Genomic DNA, 17,192 nt, shown 5'->3' with positions numbered 1-17,192 from the left:
CTTTGCAAGTCGAACCACTCGCAAAGCGGATCCGGGCGGCGCACATCGCATGCACGCGCGCAGATGACCAATGAACAACGGCGCCTCAAGCGAGGCGCCGTTTTGGTTTATCTACTGTCTTCGCGCGTCGCTCAGGCGAACACGCTGCGCAGCAAAGCCTGCGCTTGCAGATATCGCGGCTCCGCCACCAGCTTGCTCCACTTCAGCGCCTTGTCGCGCGGGCGCATGCGCTTAAGCCGCTGCTGCGATTCCTTCGATGGCGTAAAGCGCAATTCGTCGAGCACCTGTTCAGCTTTTTCAGGCTGATTGCAGATCAGCGCCATGTCGCAACCGGCCTGCAGCGCGGCAGTCGCGCCTTCGGTGAGCGTGCCGCCCTGGCGCGCGGCTTCCATTGAGAGGTCGTCGCTAAAAATAGCGCCTTCGAAGCGCAGCTTGCCGCGCAGGATGTCCTGCAGCCAGATGCGTGAAAAACCCGCCGGCCTGGAGTCCACCTGCGGATAGACGACGTGCGCCGGAATGACCGAGCCGAGCGACAGCCCAAGCCAGTCATATGGCGCTACGTCGTCGCGCAGAATCTCGTCGAGCGAGCGTTCGTCGACGGGCATCGCGACATGCGAGTCCGCGTGCGCGAAACCATGCCCCGGAAAGTGCTTGCCGCAGTTGCTCATGCCCGCGAGCGCAAGACCGTGGTTGAGGTTTTTCGCCAGCATCGCCACGACGCGCGGATCGCTATGAAACGCGCGATCGCCGATTACCTGCGACTGGCCGTAGTTGAGATCGAGCACCGGCGTAAAGCTCATGTCGATGCCGCAGGCGCGCAACTCCGAAGCGAGGATATAGCCAACTGCGGTCGTGACCTTGGTGGCATGCATAACGTCGCTGTCCCACAGCGCGCCGAGCTTGCCCATTGCGGGAAGCACGGTGAACCCGTCGGTTCGAAAGCGCTGCACACGTCCGCCTTCGTGATCGACCGCGATCAGCAAGTCCTCGCGAATCGCGCGAATCGAGTCGGTCAGCGCAATCAGTTGCGCCCGGCTCTCGTAGTGGCGCGCGAACAGAATCACGCCACCCGTCATCGGATGGGCGAGACGGCGCTTGTCGTCGTCGTTCAGCGTCTTGCCGACGACGTCGAGCATCACCGGTCCGGGATTGGTTTTCATTGATTTCCGCTTGAAGATTGCGTGAAGCAAGGAGAGACGCGACCGCGCGGGGCCGCGTTCACAATTATTTCTGGTTAGCCGCAGCTTAAGAGTCGGAGCCGTTCGCCTCTTGCGCTTGCGCACTTTCGGCAATCACGAACGACACGGCGTAATCGCGCTCGTCGGTGATCGTGACGCGCGCCGTGATGCCGCGCGCCTCGAGCCATTCGGCTAACTCCCCGGACGCGACCACCATCGGCTCGCCGCTCGGCTTATTGAGCGTTTGCAACGCGCGCCATGTCATGGGCCAGTGCATGCCGAGACCGATCGCCTTCGAAAACGCCTCCTTCGCCGAGAATCTCGTGGCGAGGAATGCGAGCCCGCGCGCGGCAGAACGGGCGTTGCGCGCGTGGTAGACACGCAGTTCGTCCGGGCCGAGTACCTTCTCGGCAAAGCGGCCGTTGGTGCGGGTCATGACCGCGGCCACGCGACTCACCTGAACGATGTCTGTACCAATACCGTAGATCGCCATAGGGGGCCGGCCCTTACGCGTTACGCACGTGCGCCGAGACGGGCGGCGACCATGATCGCCTTCATCTCGCGCACCGCGTTGTCCCAGCCCGCGAAAATCGCATGGGCGACGATCGCGTGACCGATATTCAGCTCGACGATGCCGTCGATCGCCGCGATCTGCTGGACGTTCGTGTAGTGCAGGCCGTGGCCCGCGTTCACCTTGATACCGAGCGTCGCGCCAAATTCGACCGCGCGAACCACGCGCTCGAATTCGCGTTGTTGTTCGGCTGGATCGTGCGCCTCGGCATAACGTCCGGTGTGCAGTTCGATTACCGGTGCGCCGGCTTCGTGCGCTGCGCGGATCTGCGTCTCGTCCGGATCGATGAAGAGCGACACGCGTGAGTTCGCGTCGGCCAGTTGCCTGCACGCAGCGCGCACGGCCTCGAACTGACCGGCGACGTCCAGACCGCCTTCTGTCGTCAATTCCTGGCGCTTTTCCGGCACGAGGCAAACGTCATGCGGTTTGACTTCGCAGGCGATGTCGAGCATCTCCTGCGTGACCGCGCATTCGAGGTTCATCCGCGTCTTGAGCAGCGGGCGCAGCGCGCGCACATCGGCGTCCACGATATGGCGGCGATCTTCGCGCAGATGCAGCGTGATGACGTCGGCGCCGGCTTCCTCGGCCATCAGCGCGGCGCGGATCGGGTCGGGGTACGAAGTGCCGCGCGCGTTGCGCAGCGTGGCGACGTGATCGATGTTCACGCCGAGATCAATTACATTCGGCGACGTTAGAAAGAAGCTCATAAGTTCTGCAAGTCGATCAGGATCTGGCGCGTCGCGAGCGGCGTGCCGCCAAGATAAGTGTTGAGCAGAAAGCGCATCAGCGTTTTGCTTTGCGCCACGGTCTGCGCGCGATGGTAATCGTCCTTTTCCATATCGAGCAAGGTTTGACCTGCAATCACCGGCCACTGCGACGGCAGATCGTCGGATGCTTCGCGCACGCCGCGCTCCGGATCGAACACATAACGGCTGCCGGCTTCCACCGCTTTGCGCGCGACGGTGCGATCGAGCGCCATCGCGTAACCGGTTTCGCGCAGCAACACGCGCTCGAACGAACGCAGCACCTGGACCGGCGGCTCGTCGTGCGCGAGACGCGTCATGGTGACGACATAGTGATGGAACAGTTGCGGATGCGGATCTTCGCGCGCGCAGAACTTCACGAGGAGTTCGTTCACGTAGAAGCCGCACAGCAGCGCGTCGCCTGTCAAAGGCAGCATGCCGCCGACCCATTCGGCGCCGGTCAGCGTACGTACCTCGCCTCTGCCGGACCACGACAGCGCGAGTGGCTGGAACGTCTGCAGCACGCCGCGCAGCGCGGAGTGCGGACGCTTCGCGCCCTTGGCGACGAGCGCGAGGCGGCCGTGATCGCGCGACAGCACGTCGATGATCAGACTCGTCTCACGATACGGATAACTATGCAAAACGAAGGCGGGTTGCTCGGCGATCCGGTATTCGGAAGCCGATGCGGAACCGCGCGAGGACCGGCGAGCCGGCGCCTTGCGAGGCGCGTCGTCGGGGCCTGTGTCGGAGGTACTTTTAGTGGAAGATTTGCGGCTGGCGCGAGCCGGCTTTGACGGTTCGCGCGACGGCGCAGCCGGCCCCGAGTCGTCCGGATCCGTGTCGGAATTCAGCGTGACCCACGCGTCATTCGTACCCATACGCACGGAGTCCTGCTTCGTTGTCGGCCCAACCGCTCTTCACCTTGATGAAGGTTTCCAGATAGATGGGTCCGTCGAACAGCTTCTCCATGTCGAGGCGCGCCTCGGTGCTGATCTGCTTCAGCTTCGCACCCTTCTGGCCGATGATCATGGCCTTGTGCGTGTCGCGCTCCACGAGGATCGTCGCGAAGATGCGGCGCAGGCGTCCTTCGGTTTCAAACTTGTCGATCAGCACGGTGCTCGTGTACGGCAGTTCGTCGCCGGTCCAACGGAAAACTTTCTCGCGCAGAATCTCTGCCGCGAGAAAGCGCTCGCTGCGATCGGTGAGATCGTCTTCGCCGTAAATCGGTGCGCCTTCCGGCAGATACGGCTTGACGGTGGCCATCAGGCGCTTGATGTCGTCCGGGTTCTTGGCCGACAGCGGCACGATCTCGCTGAACTGGCGCAGCGCGCTCACCTGCTGCATGAACGGAAACAGCGAGTCTTTATCCGACACACGATCGAGCTTGTTTGCAATCAGCAACGTGGGTACGGAAGGCGGAATCAGGTCGAGCACTTTCTGGTCGTCCGGGCCGAAACGGCCGGCTTCGATCACGAACAGGATCGCATCGACGGAAGTCAGCGTGGACGTCACCGCGCGGTTCAACGAACGGTTCAGCGCGCCGCTGTGCTTGGTCTGAAAACCGGGCGTGTCGACGAAAATGTACTGGACGTCTTCGAGCGTATGAATGCCGGTGATGCGATGGCGCGTAGTCTGCGCCTTGCGCGACGTGATACTGACTTTCTGGCCGACCAGCGCGTTCATCAGCGTGGATTTGCCAACGTTAGGGCGACCGACGATCGCGACCATGCCGCAGCGGAAACCAGTGGGAGTGGGAGCGTTCATATTGGGCTACGGCAGGTTCGGATCGACGCGCTCGGGTGGCGCACCGGGGCAATCAATGGCCCGCGTCGGCGACGCGCGTTTGTACCGCGTCGGCTACGCCGGGTTCGTTTTCGGTGGGGGCCGCGGTGTTCGTCGCGGGCGATACGGCGTCGGACGCCGGCTCGCGAGTGCGGGGCGGTTTGTCTACGTTGCGGACGGCGGCGGACTCTGCTTTTGGTTCGGTGGGCCTTGGGTCGACCGGCTTCAGGTCTGCGGACGAGGCGTTGGCGGCTTTTGGGTCGGCGGCTTTCGGGTCGGCGGTTTTTGACTCTGCTGGCTTGGCCTCGGCCGACTTCGCGTCCAGTTTGTCCGCCGGCTTGTCCCCTGCTGATCTTTCCGCCGATTTTTCGCCAGATGGCGCTACGGCTCTGTCCGATTTCTCGAACTTTTCCGCCCTATCGGCTTTCTCCAGCCGCTCGCCCTTGTCGCCACGTTCGACTCTTTCCGGGGCGCTGTACTCGACGTGCGCCGCGCGAATCACCGCCAGCGGCGCAGCCGCAACGGCAGTCGCCAACGCGCTGCGCTCCGCTGCGGGCTCTGTTCCGGACGTTACCCGCGGTTCTCCCCTCGCCGCTCCACGCTCGCTCTTACGATCCGGGCTGCGCAGGTCAAGCGCGGTCTGAACGCCAGTCACGCCGGGAACGATCTCAAGCTCGACGTTTTTCGCGGCGCGGGCGCCTTTTGAGCGCTTCGACTTGCCGACGACTGCCGGCGCGGCGGCGAGGACCTCGTCGAGCGCTTTTTTGGCCGCGGCCTGCTCAGCCGCGCGCCGACTGGCGCCCGAGCCAGAGACCTTCACGTCCAGCTTCGGCACCGTACACTCAACTTCGAATTGCTGATTGTGCGCTGCACCATGCGTAGCCACGACGGTGTACGTGGGCAACGCGATCTTGTGACCTTGCAGATATTCCTGCAAAAGCGTTTTCGCATCTTTGCCGAGCGTACGCGGGTCGATGTGATCGAGGATCGGCACGTAGAGCCGCTTAATGACTGTCTGGGCGGCTTCGAAACCGCCGTCGAGGAACACTGCACCCAGCACCGCTTCGAGCGTGTCAGCAAGGATTGACGGCCTGCGGAAGCCCCCGCTGCGCAGTTCGCCCTCCCCGAGCCGAAGTCCTTCGGAGATATTCAGGGCCTGAGCGATTTCGTAAAGCGATTGCTGTTTGACCAGATTAGCGCGAACGCGAGACAGGTCGCCTTCGTCCAGCTTCCCGAAACGTTGGAACAAAAGCGCAGCCACCGCGCAATTCAGAACGGAATCGCCTAGAAATTCGAGCCGTTCGTTGTGCGTGGAACTGTGACTGCGGTGTGTTAAAGCCTGGCGCAGCAATTCCGCATTGCGAAATTCGTAGCGCAGACGGCTTTCCAACGGAGATGAGGGCATGGGCAGAGTATAACGCGGGCGCCGGGCCGGGCGAAAACGCGGCCGGCCCGACGGGAAAAGCGTGGTGAAGCGACGTTAGAGGACTTTATGTAGCGATAACGCGCGGGCGCCCGCAGGGTCGTTCACGTGATCGCTGACTTCGATAAGCGATCACGTTCGCAGCGCGTCATGCAGTCGGCGCAAAACTTACTGGAACGAGCCGATGCGCTTGAGATTGCTGAAGTTCATCCAGATGAAAAACGCGCGGCCGACAATATTCTTGTCCGGCGCAAAACCCCAATAACGGCTGTCGGCGCTGTTGTCGCGGTTATCGCCCATCATGAAGTAATTGCCCGGCGGCACTTTGCAAATCACGCCGCGCGCGTTGTATGTGCAGTTGTCACGATACGGATAATCTTCCGCGCCGACGATAAACGGCGGCACCGCGGGATTGTTCAAAATTGCGTTCTTGCGGCCGTCGAGATTTTCCTCGAACTGTTTCGCGTAGCCAAGACGCTCCTCGTCGAGATAGTCGGGCAGCGGCGTTTCAGGCACCGGTTTGCCGTTGATGGTGAGCTGCTTGTCCTGATACGCAACCGTGTCGCCCGGCAAGCCGATCACGCGCTTGATATAGTCGACCGACTCGTCTTTCGGGTAGCGGAACACCACGACGTCGCCGCGCTGGAGCGGCCGGCCCTCTGTGATTTTCGTATTGACGATCGGCAGACGGATACCGTAATCAAATTTATTCACGAGGATGAAGTCGCCGACCAGCAGCGTTGGCACCATTGAGCCGGACGGAATCTTGAACGGCTCGACAACAAACGAGCGCACCACGAAAACCACCAGAATCACCGGGAAAAAGCTCGCGGAATACTCGAGCCACCACGGTTGGCGCAGCTTGTCGTCACGCAGACGCGCGCGCGTCTGCGCGGCGTTTTCGTCGGCGAAACGCTCACCGATACGTGCCTGCTGACGGTCGAACTCAGCGACCGCGGCTTCCGCCGCGCGCCGCCTTTGCGGCATGAACACCAGTTTGTCTGCGACCCATGCGACGCCCGTCAAAACGACGAGCACAAAAAGAATCAGCGCAAAATTCATAGGGTTCCGTTGTTCGTCTTATTTGTCTTCGACACGCAGGATGGCGAGGAAAGCCTCTTGCGGAATCTCGACGGACCCCACTTGCTTCATTCGCTTCTTGCCTGCCTTCTGCTTTTCCAGCAGCTTCTTCTTACGTGAAATATCGCCGCCGTAGCATTTTGCCAGCACGTTCTTACGCAATGCTTTAATGTTTTCGCGCGCGATGATATTCGAGCCAATCGTGGCCTGGATCGCAACGTCGTACATCTGGCGCGGGATCAGTTCGCGCATTTTCGCCGCGACTTCGCGGCCGCGGTACTGGCTCTGCGAACGGTGCACGATGACCGACAGCGCGTCCACCTTGTCGCCGTTGATCAGCATGTCGACCTTGACGACGTCGGACGCGCGATATTCCTTGAATTCGTAATCCATCGACGCGTAACCACGCGAGATCGATTTCAGCCGGTCGAAGAAATCGAGCACGACCTCGCCCATCGGGATCTCGTAGGTCAACTGCACCTGACGGCCGTGATACTGCATGTTGATCTGGTTGCCGCGCTTTTGCGTACACAGCGTGATCACCGACCCGACGTAATCTTGCGGCATGTACAGGTTCACGGTGACGATCGGCTCGCGCACTTCTTCGATCTTCGAGGGCTCCGGCATCTTGGCCGGATTTTCGACCATGATGGTTGTGCCGTCGCGTTGCAGGACTTCGTACACGACGGTCGGCGCCGTGGTGATCAGGTCCATGTCGAACTCGCGTTCGAGACGTTCCTGCACGATCTCCATGTGCAGCAGACCCAGGAAGCCGCAACGGAAACCGAAACCGAGCGCCTGCGAAACTTCGGGCTCGTATTGCAGCGATGCGTCGTTCAGCTTCAGCTTTTCAAGCGAGTCGCGCAGCGCGTCGTACTGGTTCGCTTCGACCGGATAGAGGCCGGCGAACACCTGTGGCTTCACTTCCTTGAAGCCCGGCAACGGCTCGGCAGCAGGCGCGTTCACCAGCGTGACGGTGTCACCCACCTTCGCCGCAGCCAATTCCTTGATGCCGGCGATAATGAAACCCACCTGCCCCGCCGACAACGATTCGAGGTTCTTGGACTTCGGCGTGAACACGCCAATGTGTTCGACCGGATACTGCGCGCCGGTCGCCATCATGCGGATTTTGTCCTTTGGACGCAGTGTGCCGTTGACGATACGCACGAGCATCACGACGCCGACGTAGTTGTCGAACCACGAGTCGATGATCAGCGCCTGCAACGGCGCTTCCGGATCGCCCTTCGGCGGCGGCACTTTCGCGATCAACGCTTCGAGCACGTCTTCCACGCCCTGGCCCGTCTTGGCGCTGCAATGCGTGGCGTCGGTTGCGTCAATACCGATTACGTCTTCAATCTCCGCGATTGCGTTCTCGGGATTCGCGGCCGGCAGATCGATCTTGTTGAGCACCGGAATGACGTCGACGCCGAGTTCGATTGCCGTGTAGCAGTTGGCGACTGTTTGCGCCTCCACGCCCTGGCTCGCGTCGACAACCAGCAGTGCGCCTTCGCACGCGGACAACGAGCGGCTGACTTCGTACGAGAAGTCGACGTGCCCCGGCGTGTCGATCATGTTCAGGTTGTAGACCTTGCCGTCGCGGGCGCGATAGGTCAGGGCCGCAGTCTGTGCCTTGATAGTGATGCCGCGCTCGCGCTCGAGGTCCATCGAGTCGAGCACCTGAGCTTCCATCTCGCGGTCGGACAAACCGCCGCAAATCTGGATGATGCGATCGGCAAGCGTCGACTTGCCATGGTCGATGTGCGCAATGATCGAGAAGTTACGAATATGATCCATTCAGTGCCGATCAAGCAAAAAAGGCGCGCTCGGACAATAGCGGAGCACGCCTTGTAAGTAGGTGAAAAACTTATCTATTTTAGCCGAAAAGGCCGACGCCCGGCGCATCTTGCAGGGCCTGGATGCAGAGACCGTCGACGAAAGACCGGCTCAGGAGGCCGCAGCGGTGCGGGCAGCCAACGCTTCACGCACCCGCGATTCGTCGAGACGGTAGTGACAAAGCTCGATTCCGTCGCACAACAGAACGGGTACCAGTTCGTTGTAGCGGGCTTCGAGCGAGGGGTCGCTGTCGACGTCGATGACTTCTATTTGCGCGCCGAACTCGGCCAGCAAGGGCTCGAGCGCGGCGCGCATGTCGTCGCACAAGTGGCACCACGCGCGCGAATAAAGCGTGAGCGGCGCCACCGTTGTCATTTCTGAGCGCTGCGCGGGCGAATCGGCACGAACTGAGTGTTCTCGCCGCGACGCACCAGCAGTGCGACCATCTTCTGCGAGTCCAGATGCGACGTCAGTTCGTCGAACTGCTTCGCGCTCGTGATATCCGTGTCGCCCACACGCAGGATGATGTCGCCCTTTTGCAGGCCGACGCGTGCCGCCTGACCGTCCGCGGCGTCAATCTGCACACCGTTGCGCAGTTTCAGCGCCTTCAGCTGATCGGACGGGATGTCGCTGACGGCCAGGCCGAGCGCATTCGTGGCCCGCTGCTTCGGCGCCTGTGGCTTGCGCTGATCGGCCTTTGCAGTCTTGTCCGGCTGCATCTCTGCGATCGTGACCGGCAGCTCGCGCGTTTGGCCCTTGCGCCAGACCGTAATGGTCGCCTTCGTGCCCGGCTTGGTATCGCCGACCATGCGCGGCAAGTCAGTAGCCGTATCGACCGAATGACCGTTGAACTTCAGGATGATGTCGCCTGGCTGCACGCCTGCCTTGTCCGCCGGACCGCCCGGCTCGACGCTGCTGACAAGCGCGCCCTGCGACTTCGGCAGACCGAGCGAATCAGCGACGTCTTTGGTCACTTCGCCGATCGCCACCGCGATGCGGCCGCGCACCACCTTGCCGGACGCTTTCAACTGATCGGCTACGCGCATCGCTTCGTCGATCGGAATCGCGAACGAAATGCCCATAAAGCCGCCGGTACGGCTGTAGATCTGCGAGTTGATGCCGATTACTTCGCCCTGCATGTTGATGAGCGGTCCGCCCGAATTGCCCGGATTGACGGCTACGTCGGTCTGGATGAACGGCAGATAGTCGCCCGTGTCACGCCCTTTCGCGCTGACAATGCCGGCCGTCACCGTGTTCTCGAGCCCGAACGGCGAGCCGATTGCGACCACCCACTCACCCACGCGAACCTTGTTCGAGTCGCCGATGGTGATGGTCGGCAGATTCGCCGCGCTGATCTTCACGACCGCGACGTCGGTGCGATCGTCCACGCCGATCAGTTTCGCCTTGAATTCGCGCTTGTCGGTGAGCGTGACGTAAATGGTGTCCGCGTCGTCGATCACGTGCGCGTTGGTCATCACGTAGCCGTCCGCCGACAGAATGAAGCCCGAGCCGACGCCGCTGTTCTGTTCAGGATCGTTGCTGTCCGGCGTGTCCTGGCTGCCACCACTACCGCCGCTGCCGCCATGGCCGCCATTGTCCCCGCCGCGCGGCGCGCCGGGAGATTGCGGCGACTGCGGCATCGGAATGCCGAAAAAGCGCCGGAAGAACTCGGACATGTCGCCGTCGTCCATGCCGGGCGGCAAACCGCCGCGCGCGCCACTGTTCGTCACGCGCGTGGTCGTGCGAATGTTGACGACCGCCGGACCGACTTTGTCGACGAGGTCGGTGAAGTCGGGCAGATTGGCTGCGGAGGCCGCTGACGCCGTATGCGGTGCGAACGGCAAACATGCCGCCACCACCGCGGCCGCGAGGAATTTGCGCACCGAGAAAGTCGTCATATCGTTGGAAGCCGAGGGATTCAGGATTCGGAGGATTACTTCGGAGCCTTGTATTCTATGGCAGACGCGAATTGCTGCAACGTGGTCTGGGGCACTTCTCCGAGCAGGGTAATCCAGAAGTCGCCGCGGCGCTTGACTAGTACGTGCGTAGCACCGGTACTGCCCGCGCCTTCCTTGCGCGTGTTGTTTTCAACCGGCTCGATGAACACCGAGATCGCGGCGAGGCCGTCGGAGAACACGGCCTGATCCACAGGAATGGTGGGCTGGCCTGCTTCGCGCGCCGCCATTGGGCGGCGCAGTTCACGGATCTTGCGAAAGCCCGGCACCGTCACGCCAAACTGCCAGCCCTGCGCGGCCATATCGACCGGTTCGATGGGCGGATGCACCACCGTCCAGCCCGCGGTATTGCGAATACCGTTGACAATGCCCGCCTTGTCGACGGGCACGCCGATGCGAATCTGCGAGAACGACAGTTGTTCGAGCACCTGACCGCTTGGATCGAGCGTTTGTGCGCGCAGCAGCAGGCCGGTTTTCTTGTCGGCCCACAGTTTGTAAGCGAATCGGTAGGCGTCTTTCGGATCGAGCTCGATCACCTGACTTTCGATGCCCGCAACGCGGTCGTCGCCGAGCAGTTTCGGCTCGTACACCGACAGGACCTGCTCGCCGCTTACGGCAAGCAGCGCCGGGAACGAGTCTTTGTTCTGGCGCTTTTCGACAACGCACAAATGCCGTTCCGGCACGAACGTATACAGCTCCTCATTGTGACGAAGCATCTTGCGTGGCTTGCCGTCGAGGCTTTCCAGCTGCTCGAATTCGCCGTCTGCCTTCGTCGCATAGTGCGCGATCCGCGACGTCTGGACGAAATTGCCCCGCTGATAGACAAACGCGCCTTCGTAGTTCTGTTGCTGCGCAGCCTGATGGATGCGATCCAGCAGATCGGCAGCGGTGCGGCGGGCGACGAGCGGGTCGTCGGTTTGTGCAAAAACCCGCGGTGTAGCGGACAACAACACAGCTGCGCAGAACAGAAATGCCGGCAGCCGCCCCCAGATAGTCGTTATATTCAACCGCGGAGTCTGCATCAAACTATTGGCCTTGCGTGGAGACTGCAGCAGCGCGGATCAGCGGCATTGAGCCCGGCATGACGGGTTGCTGCGCGAACTGCTGATGAGCTTCGAGATACTGGTCGAGACCCGCGTCGCGAATGATGTTCGCGTCTTGCGCCACCGGCACGGACGCCATGGCAACCTTTTGCACCGCGTCGCCGTGGGAGGAAACCGAAGCGACCTGCGTCGAGCCCGGCCCGCCGGGTACGCCCTGCAGTTGCGGCACGACGATCCACGTAAGCGTGGCGGCCGCGGCGGCCACCGCGAAGGCCGGCACCACGCGGCGACGCAGCGCTAGCAGACGGCGCGTAACCGGTATGGCTGCCGGCGCGAGCAAATGCGGCTCGCTTTCCAACCGGGCGGCGAATCCGCTGAGGAATGCGCTGCTCGCCGCGGCACCGACGGCGAGATCGTCGGAACGCAATGCGTCGCCGATCAGGTGATAGCTGGACCACGCGGCGCGATCTTCGCCGTCCAGCTCGGACAGAAACTTGTCCAGATTCAGATGCTCTTCGCCGAACAGCTCACCGTCGACAAAAGCGGACAGACGCTCGCCGCGCGAGCTGGCTTGCGATTGCATCGAGACCGACCCCATGATGCTCCCCATCTTACAAAGACCCCGTAGTGACACCACTAATCCAGATATTGCACCCGCGCCCCATTCGGCGCGCTAGTGACTTACCAGCGCTTGCCTTCAGGTGTGTCAAGCAACGGACGCAATTTTGCCGCAATGGCTTCGCGAGCGCGGAAAATTCGCGATCTGACGGTGCCGATTGGGCAGCCCATCATCTCAGCGATTTCCTCGTAGCTCAAACCTTCAATTTCACGAAGAGTAATGGCGGTACGCAGCTCTTCCGGTAAAACCGCCATCGCAGCATTGACCGTCTCAGCGATCTGCTTGCTCATCAACATCGACTCAGGCGTGTTGATATCCCTTAGTTGGTCGGCGTCCGAGAAAGTTTCAGCTTCTTCAGCATCTGCTTCGGTCGAAGTCGGCGCGCGCCGGCCTTGGGTCGCAAGGTAGTTCTTTGCCGTGTTGACCGCAATCCGGTACAACCACGTATAAAAAGCCGATTCCCCGCGAAATTGCGGCAACGCCCGATACGCCTTGATGAAAGCGTCTTGCGCAACGTCTTCTACTTCGGCGGGGTCGCGCACGAGGCGCGAGATTAGCCGGAGAATTTTGCGGTGGTATTTGGAGACCAGAAGCTCGAAGGCGGCCTTGTCGCCCTTCTGGACGCGCTCGACCAGCACCTGATCAATTTCTTTTTCGCTCACCTGATAAATCCGTTAACTTTGGGGCGCATGACGGGGGCACCATTGTAGCGTTCCCGTCGACGAGGCACGTTACGGAGGTCATGACGCGCGGTAACAGCGGTTACTTTCGTTACAGTCACGCGCCGGCGCGGCGCCGCCCGCGCACCGCGAGTTCGCGGAAAACGGCCGTCGGCACAGTGTCGGCGGGAACAAGAAGCGTTTGACGGCGACCTTCGTCTGGCGTCACTTCGAGCACCAGCAAACGGTCGCTCCAGTGCGCACAGCCGGCGATTCGACCGTAAACGAGCAGATTTCCGGCCCGGCCCCAGACAGAAATGCCCTCGCGTCCCATTCTGAGCGCCGCTGGCTGCGCCCGGTCGTGCCTGACCGCGCAAAGCGTAAGGAGCGCAAACACCGCAAGCGTCAACGGAACCGCCTGCCATGCGGTGAGCCACGACGCCATGCAGCTATACACCGCACACGACGCCGTCACCACGAAAGCAGCCAACGCAACGCGCATCGCGAAGGAACGCCGCAGCACGATTTAATGCGACGTTCCTCCGAAGCTGGCCGTATCACGGAAAAGCGCCGGCAAAGCCGGCGCCGTTGGCTGGCGCGTCACCCGTTGCGAGAGATCAGGCGCGCTTGAAGACGAGCGTACCGTTCGTGCCGCCGAACCCGAACGAGTTCTTCAGCGCGACGTCGATCTTCATCTCCCGTGCAGTGTTGGCACAGTAGTCCAGATCGCACTCGGGGTCCTGGTTGAAGATGTTGATCGTGGGCGGAGACACCTGATGGTGAACAGCCAGCACGGTAAACACCGACTCAAGACCGCCGGCGCCGCCGAGCAGGTGACCCGTCATCGACTTGGTCGAATTCACGACGATGTCTTTGGCATGGTCGCCGAACGCCCGCTTGATGCCGGTTGTCTCAGCCAGATCGCCGAGCGGCGTGGACGTGCCGTGCGCGTTCAGGTAGTTGACCTGATCGGCATTGATGCCGGCGTTCTTCATGGCCGCAAGCATGCAGCGGCGCGCGCCGTCACCGTCTTCGAGCGGTGCGGTCATGTGATAGGCGTCGCCGCTCATCCCATAGCCGCCGACTTCGGCGTAAATCTTCGCACCGCGAGCCTTCGCGTGTTCGTACTCTTCGAGCACCATCACGCCGGCGCCTTCGCCGAGCACGAAACCGTCGCGATCCTTGTCCCACGGACGGCTTGCCGTCGCCGGATCGTCATTGCGTTGCGACAGCGCGCGGGCCGCTGCAAAGCCGCCGATTCCGAGCGGCGACACGGTCGATTCCGCACCGCCCGCGATCATCACGTCTGCGTCGCCGTATTCGATCAGGCGCGAAGCCTCGCCGATACAGTGCAAACCCGTTGTACACGCGGTGACGATGGCGAGATTCGGACCCTTGATGCCGAACTTGATCGACAGGTGCCCGGAGATCATGTTGATGATCGACGCCGGCACGAAGAACGGCGAAATGCGGCGCGGGCCGCGATTGAGCAATTCGGTTTGCGTGACTTCGATCATCGGCAGACCGCCGATGCCCGAGCCGACCACGACGCCGATACGCTCCGAATTCTCGTCGGTGACTTCCAGGCCGCTGTCCTGCATCGCCTGGATGCCGGCAGCCACGCCGTAATGGATGAACGTATCCATGTGGCGCGCTTCCTTACCGGGGATGTAGTCCTCGATATTGAAGCCCTTCACCTCGCCGGCGAAACGAGTCGAGAAGTTCGACGCATCGAACTTCGTGATATTGGCAATACCCGACTTGCCGGCGACCAGATTGGCCCAGCCGTCGGCAACATTATTGCCAACAGGCGAAATCAGCCCCAGGCCTGTAACAACAACACGACGGCGGCTCACGGTAACCCCTTTTTCATAGATGACAAAAACAAAAGCCACAGCGGCCACAGGAACCTGACCTGTGTACCCTGTGGCTGTTAAGTCGGCAATCGCGCTGAAGAATGCGCTGTCAACATCGCTGGCTCCTGCACGGCACACCTCACGGCAAAAAATGGCGACCCCGCTGGCGTCGGCAACCGACACGGCAGGGCGTCATACGCCGCTAACGCATAAACGCAGGCGCGAATGACCTTAGGCCTTGACGTTTGCGCGAGCGTAATCGATCGCTTGCTGAACGGTGGTGATCTTCTCGGCTTCTTCATCCGGAATTTCCATGCCGAATTCGTCTTCGAGGGCCATCACGAGTTCAACCGTGTCCAGCGAGTCGGCGCCGAGGTCGTTCACGAACGAAGCTTCGTTCTTGATTTCAGCTTCGGCCACGCCCAGTTGTTCTGCGACGATCTTCTTGACGCGCTGTTCGATATTGTCCATTACCCCTCCAAGGGAAAGAAGTTCAAAAATACAGGTGCGCGCATTTTATCAGGTTTGACCCGGCAAAAAAGCGGCGCATCAGGTTGCTGTCAAGGCATGCGCCTTACGCGTTTGCAAACGCATCAAGGCGCGGATAGTAACCGAATTTGGTTACGACATGTACATTCCGCCGTTCACATGCATCGTCGTGCCGGTGATGTAGCCTGCTTGCGGCGACGCGAGGAATGCGACGGCGTGTGCGATATCTTCCGGGCTGCCGAGACGGCCCAGCGGAATCTGCGTTTTCAGCGCCGTTTGCTGCTCTTCCGGCAGCGTGCGCGTCATATCTGTATCGATGAAACCGGGCGCCACGCAATTCACGGTAATGCCACGGCTGCCGATCTCGCGTGCAAGCGCGCGAGTCATGCCGGCCACACCCGCTTTCGCCGCGGCGTAGTTGATCTGCCCAGGGTTGCCTGCCGAACCGACCACCGACGTGATATTGATGATGCGGCCGCCCTTCGCCTTCATCATTGGACGCAGCACCGCGCGCGACAGACGGAACACCGACTTCAGATTGGTGTCGATCACCGCATCCCAGTCGTCGTCCTTCATACGCATGGCCAGTTGGTCCTGCGTGATGCCGGCATTGTTCACGAGCACATGCAGCGCACCGAATTCCTTCACCGTGCCTTCGATCAGCGCTTCGGCAGCAGCCGCGTCGTTCACGTCGAGCACCGCGCCGCGCCCGCTTACGCCGGCCGCGTTGAACGCTTCGCTGATTGCCGCCGCGCCGCTTTCGCTGGTCGCCGTGCCGATCACCGTTGCGCCTTGGCGCGCGAGCTCCATAGCGATGGCGCGGCCAATGCCGCGCGAGGCGCCCGTTACGATTGCGATCTGCTTATCGAGATTCTTTTCCATCTGTCGGTCCGAATGCCCTTCGGAGGGCTGATTGATTGCTGATGCCTGTTGCTGTCTTTGCGATGCAGCGCTCAGCCTGCCGTAACGAGCTTGAGCGTTTCTTCCAGCGAAGCGGGATCGAACACGGACGCGCCGACCAGATTGCCGTCGATACGCTTCGTGAGGCCCGCAAGGACCTTGCCCGGCCCGCATTCGACGACGTGCGTGACGCCTTGAGCCGCCATGGCCTGAATGCATTCGACCCAGCGCACGGCGCCGGCCGCCTGGCGCACCAGTGCATCTTTGATCTGCGCCGGCTCGTTCACGATCGCGACGTCGACATTGTTGATGACCGGAATCGACGGCACCTGAACGTTGACGCTCGCCAGATACTCGCGCAATTGATCGGACGCCGGCTTCAGCAGCGACGAATGGAACGGCGCCGATACCGGCAGCGGCAGCGCGCGCTTTGCGCCCTTCGCCTTCGCCACTTCACAGGCTTTTTCGACCGCTGCCTTGTGGCCCGCGATCACGACCTGAGCAGGCGCGTTGAAATTGACCGCTTCGACGACGCCCGTGGCCGCCGCTTCGGCGCAAACAGCGCGCACAGTGTCGTCGTCCAGACCGAGGATCGCCGCCATGCCGCCTTCGCCGACGGGCACCGCCGTTTGCATCGCCTGCGCGCGGAAACGCACGAGCGGCACGGCATCGCGAAACGCGATCGCGCCAGCCGCGACGAGCGCCGTGTATTCGCCGAGACTATGACCCGCGACGATGGCCGGCGCGGGGCCGCCCGCCTGCTGCCACGCGCGATAAATCGCGTAGGCCGCGGTCAGCATGACCGGCTGCGTGTTCGTGGTGAGATTCAAATCTTCGGCCGGGCCCTCGGCGATCAGCTTGCCGATGTCCTGATTCAGCGCGTCGGACGCTTCCTGAACTGTCTCGCGCACAACCGCATGGTCGGCAAATGCGTTGAGCATGCCGACCGATTGCGAACCCTGTCCGGGAAAAACGAACGCAAATTTCATATCGTCCCCAAAATCGATTTAGTCAGATGTGAGGTGCGCGCGGCTCGAAAGCACGCGACGCATGGGCGCATG

The 17,192-nt window shown here is 61.7% G+C and carries 18 protein-coding genes; all 18 read right to left on the bottom strand.

Annotated features, from left to right (window positions below):
- Window positions 1-131: 131 nt before the first annotated feature.
- Window positions 132-1,160: a beta-N-acetylhexosaminidase gene (gene nagZ, locus H281_RS0122485; RefSeq protein WP_020069401.1), complete on the bottom strand. Its 1,029-nt coding sequence runs from the start codon at window positions 1,158-1,160 to the stop codon at window positions 132-134.
- 85 nt (window positions 1,161-1,245) lie between these two features.
- Window positions 1,246-1,671, bottom strand: a complete 426-nt coding sequence (gene acpS, locus H281_RS0122480; RefSeq protein ID WP_020069400.1) for a holo-ACP synthase — start codon at window positions 1,669-1,671, stop codon at window positions 1,246-1,248.
- A 20-nt stretch (window positions 1,672-1,691) separates the two neighbouring features.
- On the bottom strand, window positions 1,692-2,456 hold the full coding sequence (pdxJ, locus tag H281_RS0122475) for a pyridoxine 5'-phosphate synthase (protein ID WP_020069399.1): 765 nt from the start codon (window positions 2,454-2,456) through the stop codon (window positions 1,692-1,694).
- Window positions 2,453-3,370 carry a DNA repair protein RecO gene (gene recO / locus H281_RS0122470; protein WP_020069398.1) on the bottom strand — a complete coding sequence of 306 codons (918 nt, stop codon included), beginning with the start codon at window positions 3,368-3,370 and terminating at the stop codon, window positions 2,453-2,455. The genes pdxJ and recO overlap by 4 nt, the downstream gene beginning before the upstream one ends.
- Complete coding sequence (era, locus tag H281_RS0122465) at window positions 3,357-4,256, bottom strand: GTPase Era (protein ID WP_027804855.1); 900 nt, start codon at window positions 4,254-4,256, stop codon at window positions 3,357-3,359. Before era ends, recO begins: the two co-directional genes overlap by 14 nt.
- Before the next feature lie 52 nt (window positions 4,257-4,308).
- Window positions 4,309-5,679, bottom strand: a complete 1,371-nt coding sequence (gene rnc / locus H281_RS0122460; RefSeq protein WP_027804854.1) for a ribonuclease III — start codon at window positions 5,677-5,679, stop codon at window positions 4,309-4,311.
- A 186-nt stretch (window positions 5,680-5,865) separates the two neighbouring features.
- Complete coding sequence (gene lepB, locus H281_RS0122455; RefSeq protein ID WP_020069395.1) at window positions 5,866-6,759, bottom strand: signal peptidase I; 894 nt, start codon at window positions 6,757-6,759, stop codon at window positions 5,866-5,868.
- 18 nt (window positions 6,760-6,777) lie between these two features.
- Window positions 6,778-8,571: a translation elongation factor 4 gene (lepA, locus tag H281_RS0122450; protein ID WP_020069394.1), complete on the bottom strand. Its 1,794-nt coding sequence runs from the start codon at window positions 8,569-8,571 to the stop codon at window positions 6,778-6,780.
- A gap of 150 nt (window positions 8,572-8,721) precedes the next feature.
- Window positions 8,722-8,985: a glutaredoxin family protein gene (locus H281_RS0122445; protein ID WP_020069393.1), complete on the bottom strand. Its 264-nt coding sequence runs from the start codon at window positions 8,983-8,985 to the stop codon at window positions 8,722-8,724.
- Window positions 8,982-10,508 carry a DegQ family serine endoprotease gene (locus H281_RS0122440; RefSeq protein WP_020069392.1) on the bottom strand — a complete coding sequence of 509 codons (1,527 nt, stop codon included), beginning with the start codon at window positions 10,506-10,508 and terminating at the stop codon, window positions 8,982-8,984. The genes H281_RS0122445 and H281_RS0122440 overlap by 4 nt, the downstream gene beginning before the upstream one ends.
- Before the next feature lie 35 nt (window positions 10,509-10,543).
- The gene (locus H281_RS0122435) at window positions 10,544-11,587 is read right to left on the bottom strand and encodes a MucB/RseB C-terminal domain-containing protein (RefSeq protein ID WP_020069391.1); all 1,044 of its coding nucleotides are present in this window, start codon (window positions 11,585-11,587) and stop codon (window positions 10,544-10,546) included.
- Window positions 11,588-11,591: 4 nt separating this feature from the next.
- Complete coding sequence (locus tag H281_RS0122430) at window positions 11,592-12,206, bottom strand: sigma-E factor negative regulatory protein (RefSeq protein ID WP_020069390.1); 615 nt, start codon at window positions 12,204-12,206, stop codon at window positions 11,592-11,594.
- An 83-nt stretch (window positions 12,207-12,289) separates the two neighbouring features.
- Window positions 12,290-12,889 (bottom strand): RNA polymerase sigma factor RpoE, encoded by a 600-nt coding sequence (gene rpoE / locus H281_RS0122425; protein WP_006051939.1) that lies wholly within the window; start codon window positions 12,887-12,889, stop codon window positions 12,290-12,292.
- Between the two features lie 115 nt (window positions 12,890-13,004).
- Window positions 13,005-13,388 carry a protein YgfX gene (locus H281_RS0122420; protein ID WP_027804853.1) on the bottom strand — a complete coding sequence of 128 codons (384 nt, stop codon included), beginning with the start codon at window positions 13,386-13,388 and terminating at the stop codon, window positions 13,005-13,007.
- Window positions 13,389-13,503: 115 nt separating this feature from the next.
- Window positions 13,504-14,742: a beta-ketoacyl-ACP synthase II gene (gene fabF, locus H281_RS0122415; protein WP_020069388.1), complete on the bottom strand. Its 1,239-nt coding sequence runs from the start codon at window positions 14,740-14,742 to the stop codon at window positions 13,504-13,506.
- 231 nt (window positions 14,743-14,973) lie between these two features.
- Window positions 14,974-15,213 (bottom strand): acyl carrier protein, encoded by a 240-nt coding sequence (acpP, locus tag H281_RS0122410; RefSeq protein WP_004197638.1) that lies wholly within the window; start codon window positions 15,211-15,213, stop codon window positions 14,974-14,976.
- A 150-nt stretch (window positions 15,214-15,363) separates the two neighbouring features.
- Window positions 15,364-16,113 carry a 3-oxoacyl-ACP reductase FabG gene (gene fabG / locus H281_RS0122405; RefSeq protein WP_020069387.1) on the bottom strand — a complete coding sequence of 250 codons (750 nt, stop codon included), beginning with the start codon at window positions 16,111-16,113 and terminating at the stop codon, window positions 15,364-15,366.
- A 71-nt stretch (window positions 16,114-16,184) separates the two neighbouring features.
- Entirely contained in the window at window positions 16,185-17,120 is a 936-nt protein-coding gene (fabD, locus tag H281_RS0122400; RefSeq protein WP_020069386.1) for an ACP S-malonyltransferase, read from the bottom strand.
- Window positions 17,121-17,192 lie beyond the last annotated feature (72 nt).

The sequence above is a fragment of the Paraburkholderia caledonica genome, assembly GCF_000383275.1.
Taxonomy (GTDB): Bacteria; Pseudomonadota; Gammaproteobacteria; order Burkholderiales; family Burkholderiaceae; genus Paraburkholderia; species Paraburkholderia caledonica.
The sequence above is the reverse complement of the archived record's forward strand: the minus strand, read 5'-3'. Positions and strand labels throughout refer to the sequence as shown.